Below are 13,316 nucleotides of genomic sequence, written 5' to 3'. Positions count from 1 at the left end.
ATTGTGAAAGCAAGGAAACGGCCGGAGGATTTCTCAGGCCGTTTCCGTGACACCATACACCGCCGCGGATCTTACCGCGGCAGGTTCGACGATCCGGTGAGCTGGATGTCGATGGAACGTGCCGCCTGCCTTCCCTCACGGATCGCCCATACGACCAGCGACTGACCGCGGCGGATGTCGCCGGCGGCGAAGACCTTGTCGACGGAGGTCATGTAGTCGTCCGTGTTGGCGGCTATGTTGGTGCGGGCGTCGCTCTTCAATCCGTCGCCCAACTCCTTGATGAAGGTGGTCTGATCGGGCCCGGCGAAACCGATGGCGATCAGCACCAGATCCGCGCGCAGGATGAATTCCGTTCCCGGGATCGGCTTGCGCCTTTCATCGACGCGGGCGCATTTGACGCCCGTCACATGCCCGTCCTCACCCACGATCTCAAGCGTTGCGGCCGAGAATTCGCGCTCCGCGCCTTCCGCCTGCGAGGAGGAAGTGCGGAACTTCGTCGGCCAGTAGGGCCAGATTGTCAGCTTGTCTTCCTTCAGCGGCGGCATCGGGCGGATGTCGAGCTGGGTGACGGAGAGGGCTCCCTGGCGGAACGAGGTGCCGATGCAGTCCGATGCCGTGTCGCCGCCGCCGATCACCACCACGTGCTTGCCGCCGGCCCATAGCGGCGCTTCCCGTGAAACGTCCTCGCCGCCGACGCGGCGGTTCTGCTGCACCAGGAAGGGCATCGCCCAATGGCATCCCTGCAGATCCATGCCGCCCAGGCCCGGATCGCGCGGCCGCTCGGCGCCGGCCGTGAGCAACACGGCGTCGTGACGCTCGCGCAGTTCCCCGATCGTCACCGTGACGCCGACATTGACGCCGTAATGAAAGGTGACGCCTTCGCCCTCCATCTGCTTCACGCGGCGGTCGATAAAGTGCTTTTCCATCTTGAAGTCGGGAATGCCGTAGCGAAGCAGGCCGCCCGCCTTCGGCTCCCGCTCGTAGACATGCACGGTATGGCCTGCGCGGGCGAGCTGTTGGGCAGCCGCCATTCCGGCCGGGCCGGAGCCGACGACGGCAACCGTCTTGCCGGTGCGCTCGCGCGCGGGCTCGGGCTTGATCCAGCCTTCGGCCCAGGCTTTGTCGGCGATCGCCTGCTCGACCGTCTTGATGGCAACCGGCACGTCCTCCAGGTTCAGCGTGCAGGCTTCCTCGCAGGGCGCGGGGCAGATGCGGCCGGTGAATTCAGGGAAATTGTTGGTGGAATGCAGGTTGCGCGCGGCCAGTTCCCAGTCGCCGTTATAGACGAGGTCGTTCCAGTCCGGGATCTGGTTATGGACCGGGCAACCCGTCGGCCCGTGGCAATAGGGGATGCCGCAATCCATGCAGCGCGCGGCCTGCCGCTCCACGTCCTTGTCGGCGAGCGGCAGCGTGAATTCGCGGAAATGGCGAATGCGGTCGGACGCCGGCTGATACTTCTGATCCTGCCGGTCGATTTCGAGAAATCCGGTGACCTTACCCATAAAGCTTACGTCCCCTTATTCCGCCGCCGCCATGCCAAGGCGCTTTTCTTCCATCTCGCGGAGAGCCCGGCGATATTCGACCGGCATCACCTTCACGAATTTCGGCCGGAAGGTCTCCCAGTTGGCGAGAATTTCCTTCGCCCAGGCCGAATCCGTGTAGCGGATGTGGTTCGAGATCAGCTGCCGGAGCCGCTCGTCGTCATGGCGCGACATGTCGGCCGTCAGGTCGACGCGACCCTTGTGCTCGATATCGCCGCCATGGTGATGGAGCTTCTCCAGAAGGTCGTCTTCTTCCGGCACCGGCTCAATATCGACCATCGCCAGATTGCAGCGATTGCGGAACGTGCCGTCCTCGTCCAGCACATAGGCCACACCGCCCGACATGCCGGCCGCGAAGTTGCGGCCTGTCCAGCCAAGCACGACCACCACGCCGCCGGTCATATATTCGCAGCCGTGATCGCCCACACCCTCCACGACGGCGAGGGCGCCGGAATTGCGGACCGCGAAGCGCTCGCCCGCGATGCCGCGGATGTAGCATTCGCCTTCGGTTGCCCCGTAGAGAACGGTATTGCCGGCGATGATCGAGTAGTCGGGATCGGCCGCACAGGCCGGGTTCGGCCGGATGACCACGCGCCCGCCGGCAAGGCCCTTGCCGACATAGTCGTTGGCGTCGCCGACCAGGTCCATCGTCACGCCGCGCGCCACGAAGGCGCCGAAGCTCTGGCCGGCGGTGCCGGTCAGCTTCACGGTAATGGTGTCGGGCTTCAGGCCCTTGTGGCCGAAGCGCCTGGCGACCTCGCCCGACAGCATCGCACCGGCGGAGCGGTCGATGTTGCGGATCTCCTCCTCGATGACGACCGGCGTCTTGCTTTCGAGCGCGGGCCCGGCTTTCGCGATCAGCCTGCGGTCGAGAATGTCGTCGATCGGGTGCTTCTGCAGCTCGGTCCAGCGGATCTCGCTGTCCTCCGCCTCCGGGCGGAAGAAGATGCGGCTGAAGTCCAGGCCACGCGCCTTCCAGTGGTCGATTGCCGCCTGCTTGTCGAGATAGTCGGAGCGGCCGACCAATTCGTCCAGCTTGCGGATGCCGAGGCTGGCCATCAGCTCGCGCACTTCTTCCGCCACGAAGAAGAAGAAGTTGATGACGTGCTCGGGCGCGCCCTTGAAGCGTTTGCGAAGGACCGGGTCCTGCGTGGCGATGCCCACCGGACAGGTATTGAGATGGCACTTGCGCATCATCAGGCAGCCTGCCGCAATCAGCGGCGCGGTGGCGAAGCCGAACTCGTCCGCGCCCAGCATCGCGCCGATGATGACGTCGCGGCCTGTCCGCAGCCCGCCATCGACCTGAAGGGCGACGCGAGACCGCAATCCGTTCAGCACCAGGGTCTGCTGGGTTTCGGCGAGACCCATCTCCCAGGGGCTGCCGGCGTGCTTGATGGAGGTCAGTGGCGAGGCGCCCGTTCCCCCGTCGTAGCCGGAGATGGTGATGTGATCGGCGCGCGCCTTGGCAACGCCAGCGGCAACCGTTCCCACGCCGACTTCCGAGACGAGCTTCACGGAAATATCGGCGGAGGAATTGACGTTCTTCAGGTCGAAGATCAGCTGGGCCAGATCCTCGATGGAATAGATGTCATGATGCGGCGGGGGCGAAATCAGGCCGACGCCCGGCGTGGAATGGCGCACCTTGGCGATGACCGCGTCAACCTTGTGGCCGGGCAACTGACCGCCTTCGCCGGGCTTTGCACCTTGCGCCACCTTGATCTGGATCATATCGGAATTGACGAGATATTCCGTCGTCACGCCGAAGCGGCCGGAGGCAACCTGCTTGATCGCCGAGCGCTCCGGATTCATCGAGCCGTTGAGCAACGGCTTGAAGCGTTCCGCCTCCTCGCCGCCCTCACCGGTATTCGACTTGCCGCCGATCCGGTTCATGGCGATTGCCAGGGTGGTATGCGCCTCCCGCGAGATCGAGCCGAAGGACATGGCGCCGGTCGCGAACCGCTTCACGATATCGGCTGCAGGCTCCACCTCGTCGATGGAGACGGGAGCCTTGCCGATCTCCTCCGCCGATTTGATGCGGAAAAGGCCGCGGATCGAATAGCGTCCCTGCTCTTCGTTCACCTCGCGGGAATATTCCCGGTAGGTGTCGGGCAGGTTGGCGCGCACCGCGTGCTGGAGCAATGCGATATTGTCCGGCGTCCACATGTGGTCTTCGCCGCGCATGCGATAGGCATACTCGCCGCCGACCTCAAGCGAACGGCGCAGCACCGGCACGTCGGAAAAAGCAGTCTGATGGCGAAGGACGGTCTCTTCCGCCACTTCGCCAAGGCCGATACCCTCGATCGTGGTCGCCGTACCGAAGAAGTATTTCTCGACGAATGCGCTCGACAGGCCGACCGCGTCGAAGATCTGGGCACCGCAATAGGACTGGTAGGTGGAGATGCCCATCTTGGACATCACCTTCAGGATGCCCTTGTCGATCGACTTGATGTAGCGATGGACGATTTCGTGCTCGTCGACCTCGGCCGGGAACTCCATCTCCTGATGCATCGCAAGGAGCGTCTCGAAGGCGAGATAGGGGTTGATCGCTTCCGCGCCATAGCCGGCAAGCACGCAGAAATGATGCACCTCGCGCGCTTCGCCCGTCTCGACGACGAGACCGACCGAGGTGCGAAGACCCTTGCGGATCAGGTAGTTGTGCACCGCTGCCGTGGCCAGCAGCGCCGGGATGGCGATACGGGCGCGGCTGATCAGCCGGTCGGACAGGATGATGATGTTATAGCCGTTCTTCACCGCCTTTTCCGCGTTTTCGCAAAGGGTCTTCACCGCCGGCTCCATGCCGTCGGCCCCCTTGTCGGCGGAATAGGTGATGTCCAGCGTCTTGGCGGAGAACTGGTTGTCGGCAATGTCCCCGATGGCGCGGATCTTTTCCAGGTCTTCGTTGGTGAGGATCGGCTGGCGCACTTCCAGACGCTTGTGGGTGGAAATGCCCTCAAGGTCGAAGAGGTTCGGGCGCGGGCCGATGAAGGAGACGAGGCTCATGACGAGTTCCTCGCGGATCGGGTCGATCGGCGGGTTCGTCACCTGGGCAAAATTCTGCTTGAAGTAAGTGTAGAGCAGCTTCGACTTGTCTGAGAGCGCCGAGATCGGCGTATCGGTGCCCATCGAGCCGATGGCTTCCTGGCCGACGGTCGCCATCGGCTGCATCAGGAGCTTGATGTCTTCCTGCGTGTAGCCGAAGGCCTGCTGGCGATCGAGCAGGCTTTCCGCCGCCACCGGCGCGCGCTGGCGCACGGCCGGCATATCCTCCAGTACGATCTGCGAGCGGTGCAGCCAGTCCTTGTAGGGATTGGCCGTGGAGAGCTGGCGCTTGATCTCGTCGTCGGAAATGATGCGCCCTTCTTCAAGGTCGATGAGCAGCATCTTGCCCGGCTGCAGGCGCCACTTGCGGACGATCTTCTCTTCCGCGATCGGCAGGACGCCGACTTCCGAGGCCATGATGACCAGGTCGTCGTCGGTCACGACGTAGCGTGCCGGACGCAGGCCGTTTCGGTCGAGGGTCGCGCCGATCTGGCGACCGTCCGTGAAGGCGACCGCCGCCGGGCCGTCCCACGGCTCCATGATCGCGGCATGATACTCGTAGAAGGAGCGGCGGTTTTCGTCCATCAGCGGGTTGCCGGCCCAGGCTTCCGGGATGAGCATCATCGCGGCGTGAGCCAGCGAGTAACCGCCCTGCACAAGGAATTCGAGCGCATTGTCGAAGCAGGCCGTGTCCGATTGCCCCTCGTAGGAGATCGGCCACAGCTTGTCGATGTCGCCGCCAAACAGCGGCGAGGAAACGGATGCCTGCCGGGCGGCCATCCAGTTGACGTTGCCGCGCAGCGTGTTGATCTCGCCGTTATGGGCGACCATCCGGTAGGGATGGGACAGTTCCCAGGACGGGAAGGTGTTGGTGGAAAAGCGCTGGTGGACGAGCGCCAGGGCGGACGCGAAGCGCGGATCCGTCAGGTCGCGATAATAGGCGCCGAGCTGATAGGCGAGGAACATGCCCTTGTAGACGATGGTCCGGCTCGACAGCGAGACGACGTAGAAGCCGTGGCTGGTTGCGTCCGTCTCTGCGCGAATGGCGTTGGAAATCACCTTGCGAAGAACGTACAGGCGCCGCTCGAACGCCGTCTGATCCGCTAACCCCTCGGCGGCGATGAACACCTGCCGCGAGCGCGGCTCAGTCGCCACGATATCGGGCGACTTGGACAGGGAGGAATTGTCGGTCGGCACGTCGCGCCAGCCAAGCAGCTTCTGCCCTTCGGCGGCGATCACCCGCTCGACGATCGCTTCGCATTTCGCGCGCAGCGCGTCGTCCTGCGGCAGGAAAAGAAAGCCGACGCCGTAAGATCCCGGCTCGGGAAGCTCGAACCCGGCCGCCCGCGCTTCCTCCGCGAAGAAGGCATGCGGGATCTGGGTCAGCATGCCCGCACCGTCGCCCATCAGCGGATCGGCGCCGACGGCGCCGCGATGCGTCAGGTTCTCGAGAATCCGCAGGCCGTCCGTGATGATGCGGTGGGACTGCTCGCCCTTCATATGGGCAATGAAGCCGACGCCGCAGGCATCATGTTCCTTGGATGGATTGTAAAGGCCGTTTCGGGCGGCAAGGCGGGTTCGATCGGCAACGCCGCGCGTTTTCGTGGTCGCGGTCTTGGAAACCCCGTCAAACCCACCCGCCTGCGTCGTCCTGTCGATCCTGCTCATTGCGCCCTCACTTTCGAGCCTCCGGCGAAGCGTCCGTCCGCGCATCGGAAGCCGACCGCAACCGTCCAAACCCCGCACTTCCCATTGCCGAAGCATAAAGCCGCCGGAGAAATCGTGCCATTCCGCCGCCGGCCCACCCTCGATCTCCGTCCGGCAGCTCGCCGCGGTCGCGATCCTCCTGGAACCGTACCCTGTGGCGCCATCCTCACGGATTTGTCGGGTGACTTCAAGATAGGACAGCAATCCTGTCCTATCTAATCGCGCGAACAATGCCAGATTTCCCTTACAGGGGCAAGTCGCTTCCGGGTACTTTATAATATATTTCTTTCGTGCCGAGCGCCGGAATTGTCACTTTCGATCGCCCGCGGCTCTTCGGCGGGCAATAAAATGTCCGTCGTGTCCCGATCCTGCCGGCGAAAGAGGTCATGACGGAAAAGTCAAAGAAGGATCGATATGCCGTCACGGCGCTTTGATTTCCTATTGAGGCGGCAAGTCCGGCAAAGTCCAAGGCGGCGATGACGTCAGGTAATTTTCTTGCCGTCGTCCGCTTTGTTGCAAAACTTCTCCGCTCGGCAGTCGAGTGAACAGGAGATCGGAATGAACCAGAAGACCCTTTCCGCAGTCATTGTTGCCGGCGCTGTCGCAACCGCACTTGCCGGCATCGCCGCGCCGACCGGAGCGCAGGCCGAGGCAAAAGAGAAGTGCTACGGCGTCTCGCTCGCCGGCAAGAACGATTGCGCTGCGGGGCCGGGCACGTCCTGCGCCGGCACGTCCAAGATCGACTATCAGGGCAATGCCTGGACGCTCGTTCCGAAGGGAACATGCGCCTCGATCGAACTGCCGGACGGTCGCGTGGGCTCGCTGGAGCCGCTCGACCGGGATCTGCCGCAAGGCTGATCGGCAAGTTCATTCGCCCGGCCTGCGCCGGAGCCGGGAGGCGCAAGCCGTGTGCCTTCCGGTTATTCTTCGTGGTGAGGCAGCATCGTCGGCGACGCCTGACAACAGACGGAACGGAGCAGGGAATGGCAGGTAACGGCAGGGCTTGGCTTGTCGAGGCTGGATTGCCCGCGAGGGCGGGTGTCGGCCTGAAGGCGGAACATTACCACGCCATCCTGGATCAGCGGCCCGATATCGGTTTCTTCGAGATCCACGCCGAAAACTATATGGGAGCCGGCGGGCCGCCGCACGCTTACCTGTCGGCCATCCGCGACGCCTATCCGATCTCCCTGCACGGCGTCGGCCTGTCGATCGGCGCGCTGGGGCCGCTGGACGGCGCGCACCTCTCCCGCCTGAGGCAAGTGGCGGAGCGATACGAGCCCGGCCTCTTTTCCGAGCATCTCGCCTGGTCGACGCATGACACGGCCTATTACAACGACCTGCTGCCCGTTCCCTACGACCGGGAAACGCTCGATCGGGTCTGTGACCATATAGACCAGGTGCAGGAAGCGCTTGGCCGGCGGATGCTGCTGGAGAATCCCTCGACCTATGTCGCCTTCGAGCAGAGTTCGATGAGCGAGCTCGATTTCCTGCGGGAAGTGGTCTCGCGTACCGGCTGCGGCCTGCTGCTTGACGTCAACAATGTCTACGTATCCGCGGTCAATCACCAGACCTCTCCGGAAGCCTATCTTGATGCCTTTCCGTTCGAGGCCGTCGGTGAAATCCATCTTGGCGGCCATGCGCCCGACACCGACGATGAGGGCGGCCCTTTGTTGATCGATGCGCATGACCGGGCTGTCGATGAGGCGGTTTGGGCGCTCTACGAACGCGTGATCGAGCGCGTCGGCCAAGTGCCGACCCTGGTGGAATGGGACAACGATGTTCCCGAATGGTCTGTCCTTTACGGACAGGCACAGGCCGCGGAGGCCATCATGGCGTCCGTGTCGCGGAGCAGGCGACATGCAGCGTCCGCCTGAATTGCAGGAAGAGTTCGCCGAAGCCTTGCTGCAACCCGGCAATCCAGTGCCGGCCGGCGTGGTCGGCCCGAATGGCAAGGCGGCGGAAAAGCGCTTCGCGGTTTATCGCAACAACGTGGCGGTCAGTCTCACGGCGGCGCTGAAATCCATTTTTCCGGCGATCTCCGCGCTCGTCGGCGAGGAATATTTCGCCGCACTTGCGCGTGAGTTCATCCGCCGGCATCCGCCGTCTTCTTCAATCCTGGCCGATTATGGCCGCGACTTCGGCGATTTCCTCGACGCCTTCCCGCCATTGGCCAATTATCCCTATCTCGGCGACGCCGCCCGTCTCGAGCGGGCCTGGCTGGACGCCTATCACGCGGCCGACGCAACTCCCCTTGATGCCGGCGAGCTTGGATCTGTTCCGCAAGAGCGGCTCGGATCGACGCGGATCGACCTGCATCCGTCCGCGCGGATCGTCCGTTCACGCTGGCCGGTCGCCACGATCGTCGAGGCGAATCGCTCTGGTGGCGCCATGCCGAACCTTTCCGCCGCCGGCGGCGAGGACGTGCTGGTAAGCCGGCCGGCGCTGGACGTCATTGTGACGCGCCTGGCGCCGGGAGAAGCGGCTTTCCTGGCAGCGCTTGGGGCCGGCGAAGCGCTGGAAAGCGCAATCGCGTCGGCATTCGACGGCGCCGCCAGCTTCGATCTTGCGTCCTGCCTGCAGCGGTGCCTTTCTACCGGTGCCTTTCTGCGCCTTCTGCCTCCTGCCTGAATCCTTCCTGGCTTACAGCAATCCATCTCTTTCCGTCAGAACGGAGAATCATCTCGCCATGACCCTCGTCATTTCCTTCTTCGTCCGCCTCTACATGGGCTTCTTCAGCGTGATCCAAAGGATGACGGAAGGCTGGCTTCTCGGCCTGGCGGCAAGGTTCGTCTTCGCCGCCGTGCTTCTGGTCTATTTCGTGAGGTCGGCGCTGACCAAATTCGGACCCGGTATCGCCGGCTTGTTCGAGCCGACGGCGGGCGCCTACGCACAGATCCTCCCCGCAATGATGGAAGCCGTCAGCTACGATACGAGCCAGATTCCCTTCATGCCCTACGGCCTTGTCGTGCTTGTCGGGAGTTGGGCGGAGATCCTGCTGCCGGTCATGATCGTGCTGGGCGTTTTCACGCGGGCGGCAAGCCTCGGCTTCATCATCTTCGTCGGCGCAATGACCTATGTGGACATAACGGGGCATCATCTCGACGCGGCGACCATCGGAACGATCTTCGACGGGGATCCCACCGGCCTGATCGCGGACCAGCGCCTGCTCTGGGTATTCCTGCTGCTGGTGCTGGTGTTGCGCGGCGCGGGCAAGATCTCGCTCGATTACCTGCTCGTCCGCTGGTGGTATGCGCGCCAGTATTGAGCCGCTTCCCGCTTGCTACGACGCGGCGCGTCTTCTAACTCTTTGAGCCATGATATTCGCTAGCGACAATTGGGCAGGTGCGTCGGACGCCGTGATGGCGGCCCTGACGCGCCATAACTCGGGTTTCGCGCCCGCCTACGGCAACGACCCGCTTACCGAAGCCGTGACGCAACGGTTCTGCGATCTCTTCGAAAGGGAGGTTGCGGTCTTCTTCGTGGCGACCGGCACGGCGGCGAATTCACTGGCCCTGTCGGCTTATGCGAAGCCGGGCGGCACCATTTTCTGTCACGCCGAATCTCATGTGGCCGTCGACGAGTGCGGCGCGCCGGAGTTCTTCTCGGGTGGGGCAAAGCTTGTCGCCCTTGCCGGCCCGCATGGCAAATTCAGTCCGAAATCTCTGAGCGCGGCGCTTGCGAGACACGACTCCGGTGACGTGCACCATGGCCAACCGGTTGCGGTGACTATTTCCCAGGCGACTGAGGCCGGTACGATCTACAGCCCCGAGGAAATCCGGGCGATCAAGGAAGTTGCTGCGTCCCGCGGCTTGCCGCTTCACATGGATGGCGCGCGCTTTGCCAATGCGTTGGCACATCTCGACATAAGCCCGGCGGAAATGACCTGGAAGGCCGGCGTCGACGTCTTGTCCTTCGGCGCGACCAAGAACGGCTGCTGGTGCGCGGAAGCGGTGGTGTTCTTCAATCCGCAGGATGCGGCGCAATTCGGTTATCTGAGAATGCGAGGAGGGCAGAATCTATCCAAAAACCGTTTCGCGGCAGCTCAATTCGAGGGCTATCTCGCCGACGGTCATTGGCTGGATTTGGCGCGCCACGCCAATGCGATGGCTTCCAGGCTCGCCGATGGCATCCATGTAAGCGAAAGCGGCAGGCTTGCAATCGCCCCGCAGGCAAATGAAGTCTTTGCTGTCTTCTCCAGCGAGAAGATAGCCGCGCTTCGGGCTGCGGGCGCCGTCATGCACGAATGGCCAAGTGACGGACTGGAGGCAGGGGAAAGCATGGTGCGGCTTGTCGCCAGCTTCCGTACCAGCAGGGAAGACGTGGACGCCTTTCTGGCGCTCTTGTGAAAAAGCGCGCTGCGTGGGGCAGCGCGCTATCGTCTTCAGCTTGCTGTTTGCGGCTTCGCGGGTCGAAGTCTACGTCAGTTTACACTGCCTTCAATCTGCGGCGCATTGGACGAGCCGGCAGTAATTTCGATCTTGCGCGGCTTCATCGCTTCCGGGATCTCCCGCAACAGGTCGATATGGAGCAGGCCGTTTTCGAGGCTCGCGCCCTTCACCTCAAGGAAATCCGCAAGCTGGAAGCGCCGCTCGAACGAACGGGACGCGATGCCGCGATAGAGCACTTCCCGCTCTTCCTTTTCCTGCGCTCGCTCGCCTTTCACCGTGAGCGTGCCTTCCTTGGCTTCGATCGTGAGGTCGGCCTCGGAGAAGCCGGCAACGGCCATGGTGATGCGATAGGTGTTCTCGCCGGTCCGCTCGATATTGTAGGGCGGATAGGCGGGGGCATCGTTGTTCACGCCGTCGAGCAGCGAAAAGAGACGGTCGAAGCCGACGGTGGAACGGTAAAGCGGGCTGTAGTCGAAATGACGCATGACATGTCCTCCTGTTGAGCAACATTCGTTTGATCCGGGCCCGATAAGTCCCCCTGTTCAGGCGGGACGAGCATGGCCCTTTTCCGCAGGCCCGGGACTTCATTCCCTGCTGGCGCCTGCACTTCGAGAGTTGGGAATTCGCCCGGAGGGTTTCAAGGCCTGCCGTCTTGGTGGCTGAACGGCAGATGAACGCGGCCTTCCGGATTGGTTCAAAGGCAATTGCGCATTCTCCTCTCCATCAGCCGGCGAGACATGCCGGCGTCCAGCGAGGAGTGAAGATCATGTTCAAGTCGTCTGTTGTTGCCGCTGCGCTTGCCATCGTCATGTCTGTCGGCGCAGCCGAAGCCGCCAGCGCACATGGAGTGCAGAAGGGGATCGCCATCGGCAATTCCACGATCACGATCGACTGGCGCGGGCCGGGCCGGCACGATCATGGCCGCCGCTGGGAGCGCCTTGCTCCCCGTCAGGTTGCTCGCCGCCTGCATCGCCAGGGCTATCGGGACATCCGCGATATCCGTCCGCGCGGAAATGTCTATGTGGTCCATGCCTCCGGGCGTCGCGATCTCCCGGTGCGTCTTGTCGTCGACGCCTTTTCCGGGGAGGTACTGGGGCGCACCTTCCTTCGCTACGGTCGCGGCCATGGTCATGGATGGGGGCGCGGCTGGTAATTGTCGCCATTGTCGAGCATGAGGGGAGGGCATCGAATTAGGATGCCCGCTCCCTCGGCTGTTGTCCGCCACTACAGGCTCTTGTATCACCAGCAGGAATCCGCCATCGCGGGCTTCCCTGTTAACGAGGGCCGTCCATGCAGCTTGTTGATCTTCCCGGCAATCCGATTCCCGATGGGGCGACCGTCGGTGCGTGCCGGGTCCCGGGCGGTTCCCATATCCGCTTTGCATACTGGAAAGCCTCGGCGACGCCATTGAAAGGCACCATCACGCTGCTGCAGGGGCGGGCGGAATTCATCGAGAAATATTTCGAGACGATCGAGGATCTGCGAGCAAGAGGTTATGCGGTCGTCACATTCGATTGGCGCGGTCAGGGCGGTTCCGATCGCCTGCTGACCAATCCGCGCCGTGGCCATATAGACGACTTCTCGGACTACCTGAGTGACCTGGAAACGATCCTGAGCGAGATTTCGCTGGCCGAGCTGCCCGGCCCGCACTACGCGCTTGCCCATTCGACCGGCGGCGCTGTTCTGCTCTATGGCGCCGAGCGTCTGCGCACGCGTTTCGAAAGGGCGGTTCTCACTTCGCCGCTGATCGGCCTTGGCAAGGTGGGCTGGCCGCCGGCAATCATCTCGCCGCTTTCCCACGCGCTTTCGAGTATCGGATTGGGCACAGCATTTGTGCCTGGCGGCAAGCCGTCGATCCGCGAGCCCTTCAAGGGAAACTTCCTGACATCGGACGAGCGCCGTTTTTCGCGGACCTTCGAGATCCTGGATGCATCGCCCGTATTGGAAATCGGAGCGCCGACGATCGATTGGCTGGCGGCCGCCTGCCGGGTGATCAAGCGGTTCAACGCGCCCGACTTCGGCCCCTCGCTCAATCTGCCGGTGTTGATGATTGCAGCTGGCGAGGACCGTATCGTTTCAACCCGTGCGACCGAGCATTTTTCCCGCCGTACCCGTTCCGCCCGCTTCGTGGAATTGCCCGGTGCGCGGCACGAAATCCTGATGGAAAAGGACTTCCATCGCGATCAGGCGCTGACCGCGATGGATGCCTTTTTCGCCGCTCGATGAAGTCGGGCGATTCCGTCACGATGGATGTCGGAACATCATTTCGACGGACGGGTTTGTCGTATCGAAGGCAATGCAATCGCGGATTTGCGCCACTTCATCAAAGGCGTCCGGATAGGCCCAGATGAGGTTTTCGTGGACGTTGCCAGCGGCAGCCACGGTGAAGTAGGAAGCCTGTCCCTTCCATTTGCAGGTCGTTTTCAGTTCGGAAGGACCGAGATGGCCTTCCTGCCTGACATCCGTCATCGGTATGTAGAAGACGTCCGCTCGTGTACCTTCCGAAAAGCGGATCGCACGCCTGCTGCGGGCGATCTCGACGCCATCGACTTTAACGATGACTTCGGCCGGTTCGCGCGACATGCGGATATGTCCTTTCCAGGCAACGATGATTTCGTCTGGTGCCATTGGAGGCTCCTCG

At 63.0% G+C, this 13,316-nt stretch carries 11 protein-coding genes; 7 read left to right on the top strand and 4 right to left on the bottom strand.

Annotated elements, in window-relative coordinates; genetic code table 11:
• Positions 1-71: 71 nt before the first annotated feature.
• Positions 72-1,502: a glutamate synthase subunit beta gene (locus H2509_RS09400; RefSeq protein WP_182164627.1), complete on the bottom strand. Its 1,431-nt coding sequence runs from the start codon at positions 1,500-1,502 to the stop codon at positions 72-74.
• Between the two features lie 15 nt (positions 1,503-1,517).
• A complete protein-coding gene (gltB, locus tag H2509_RS09395) occupies positions 1,518-6,248 on the bottom strand; it encodes a glutamate synthase large subunit (RefSeq protein ID WP_182164625.1) in 4,731 nt (1,576 codons plus the stop codon).
• A 597-nt stretch (positions 6,249-6,845) separates the two neighbouring features.
• Between gltB and H2509_RS09390 the strand changes: the two genes are divergently transcribed.
• From H2509_RS09390 to H2509_RS09370, 5 genes are all read left to right on the top strand, one after another.
• Positions 6,846-7,145: a BufA1 family periplasmic bufferin-type metallophore gene (locus H2509_RS09390; protein WP_182164623.1), complete on the top strand. Its 300-nt coding sequence runs from the start codon at positions 6,846-6,848 to the stop codon at positions 7,143-7,145.
• Between the two features lie 125 nt (positions 7,146-7,270).
• Positions 7,271-8,161, top strand: coding sequence for an MNIO family bufferin maturase (gene bufB / locus H2509_RS09385; protein WP_182164621.1), 891 nt, complete (start codon positions 7,271-7,273; stop codon positions 8,159-8,161).
• The gene (locus H2509_RS09380; RefSeq protein ID WP_182164619.1) at positions 8,145-8,915 is read left to right on the top strand and encodes an HvfC/BufC N-terminal domain-containing protein; all 771 of its coding nucleotides are present in this window, start codon (positions 8,145-8,147) and stop codon (positions 8,913-8,915) included. The genes bufB and H2509_RS09380 overlap by 17 nt, the downstream gene beginning before the upstream one ends.
• A gap of 58 nt (positions 8,916-8,973) precedes the next feature.
• Positions 8,974-9,552: a DoxX family membrane protein gene (locus H2509_RS09375; protein ID WP_182164617.1), complete on the top strand. Its 579-nt coding sequence runs from the start codon at positions 8,974-8,976 to the stop codon at positions 9,550-9,552.
• A gap of 49 nt (positions 9,553-9,601) precedes the next feature.
• Positions 9,602-10,633 (top strand): threonine aldolase family protein, encoded by a 1,032-nt coding sequence (locus H2509_RS09370; RefSeq protein ID WP_182164615.1) that lies wholly within the window; start codon positions 9,602-9,604, stop codon positions 10,631-10,633.
• 74 nt (positions 10,634-10,707) lie between these two features.
• On the opposite strand, the gene H2509_RS09365 is transcribed toward H2509_RS09370, so the two are convergent.
• On the bottom strand, positions 10,708-11,160 hold the full coding sequence (locus H2509_RS09365; RefSeq protein ID WP_182164613.1) for an Hsp20 family protein: 453 nt from the start codon (positions 11,158-11,160) through the stop codon (positions 10,708-10,710).
• A 281-nt stretch (positions 11,161-11,441) separates the two neighbouring features.
• Between H2509_RS09365 and H2509_RS09360 the strand changes: the two genes are divergently transcribed.
• Positions 11,442-11,828, top strand: a complete 387-nt coding sequence (locus H2509_RS09360) for a hypothetical protein (protein WP_182164611.1) — start codon at positions 11,442-11,444, stop codon at positions 11,826-11,828.
• Between the two features lie 137 nt (positions 11,829-11,965).
• Positions 11,966-12,901, top strand: coding sequence for an alpha/beta fold hydrolase (locus H2509_RS09355; RefSeq protein WP_182164609.1), 936 nt, complete (start codon positions 11,966-11,968; stop codon positions 12,899-12,901).
• A 15-nt stretch (positions 12,902-12,916) separates the two neighbouring features.
• Here the strand turns inward: H2509_RS09355 and H2509_RS09350 are convergent, their stop codons facing one another.
• A complete protein-coding gene (locus H2509_RS09350; RefSeq protein WP_182164607.1) occupies positions 12,917-13,303 on the bottom strand; it encodes a DUF427 domain-containing protein in 387 nt (128 codons plus the stop codon).
• Positions 13,304-13,316: the final 13 nt, after the last annotated feature.

The organism is Stappia albiluteola (assembly GCF_014050225.1).
Classification (GTDB): domain Bacteria; phylum Pseudomonadota; class Alphaproteobacteria; order Rhizobiales; family Stappiaceae; genus Hongsoonwoonella; species Hongsoonwoonella albiluteola.
The sequence above is the reverse complement of the archived record's forward strand: the minus strand, read 5'-3'. Positions and strand labels throughout refer to the sequence as shown.

Bases quoted from the DNA above. Each gene is read 5' to 3' on its own strand.
- H2509_RS09370 (WP_182164615.1), top strand. From the start codon at position 9,602: ATGATATTCGCTAGCGACAATTGGGCAGGTGCGTCGGACGCCGTGATG.
- bufB (WP_182164621.1), top strand. From the start codon at position 7,271: ATGGCAGGTAACGGCAGGGCTTGGCTTGTCGAGGCTGGATTGCCCGCG.
- H2509_RS09365 (WP_182164613.1), bottom strand. From the start codon at position 11,160: ATGCGTCATTTCGACTACAGCCCGCTTTACCGTTCCACCGTCGGCTTC.
- H2509_RS09380 (WP_182164619.1), top strand. From the start codon at position 8,145: ATGCAGCGTCCGCCTGAATTGCAGGAAGAGTTCGCCGAAGCCTTGCTG.
- H2509_RS09390 (WP_182164623.1), top strand. From the start codon at position 6,846: ATGAACCAGAAGACCCTTTCCGCAGTCATTGTTGCCGGCGCTGTCGCA.
- H2509_RS09350 (WP_182164607.1), bottom strand. From the start codon at position 13,303: ATGGCACCAGACGAAATCATCGTTGCCTGGAAAGGACATATCCGCATG.
- H2509_RS09355 (WP_182164609.1), top strand. From the start codon at position 11,966: ATGCAGCTTGTTGATCTTCCCGGCAATCCGATTCCCGATGGGGCGACC.
- H2509_RS09360 (WP_182164611.1), top strand. From the start codon at position 11,442: ATGTTCAAGTCGTCTGTTGTTGCCGCTGCGCTTGCCATCGTCATGTCT.
- H2509_RS09375 (WP_182164617.1), top strand. From the start codon at position 8,974: ATGACCCTCGTCATTTCCTTCTTCGTCCGCCTCTACATGGGCTTCTTC.
- gltB (WP_182164625.1), bottom strand. From the start codon at position 6,248: ATGAGCAGGATCGACAGGACGACGCAGGCGGGTGGGTTTGACGGGGTT.
- H2509_RS09400 (WP_182164627.1), bottom strand. From the start codon at position 1,502: ATGGGTAAGGTCACCGGATTTCTCGAAATCGACCGGCAGGATCAGAAG.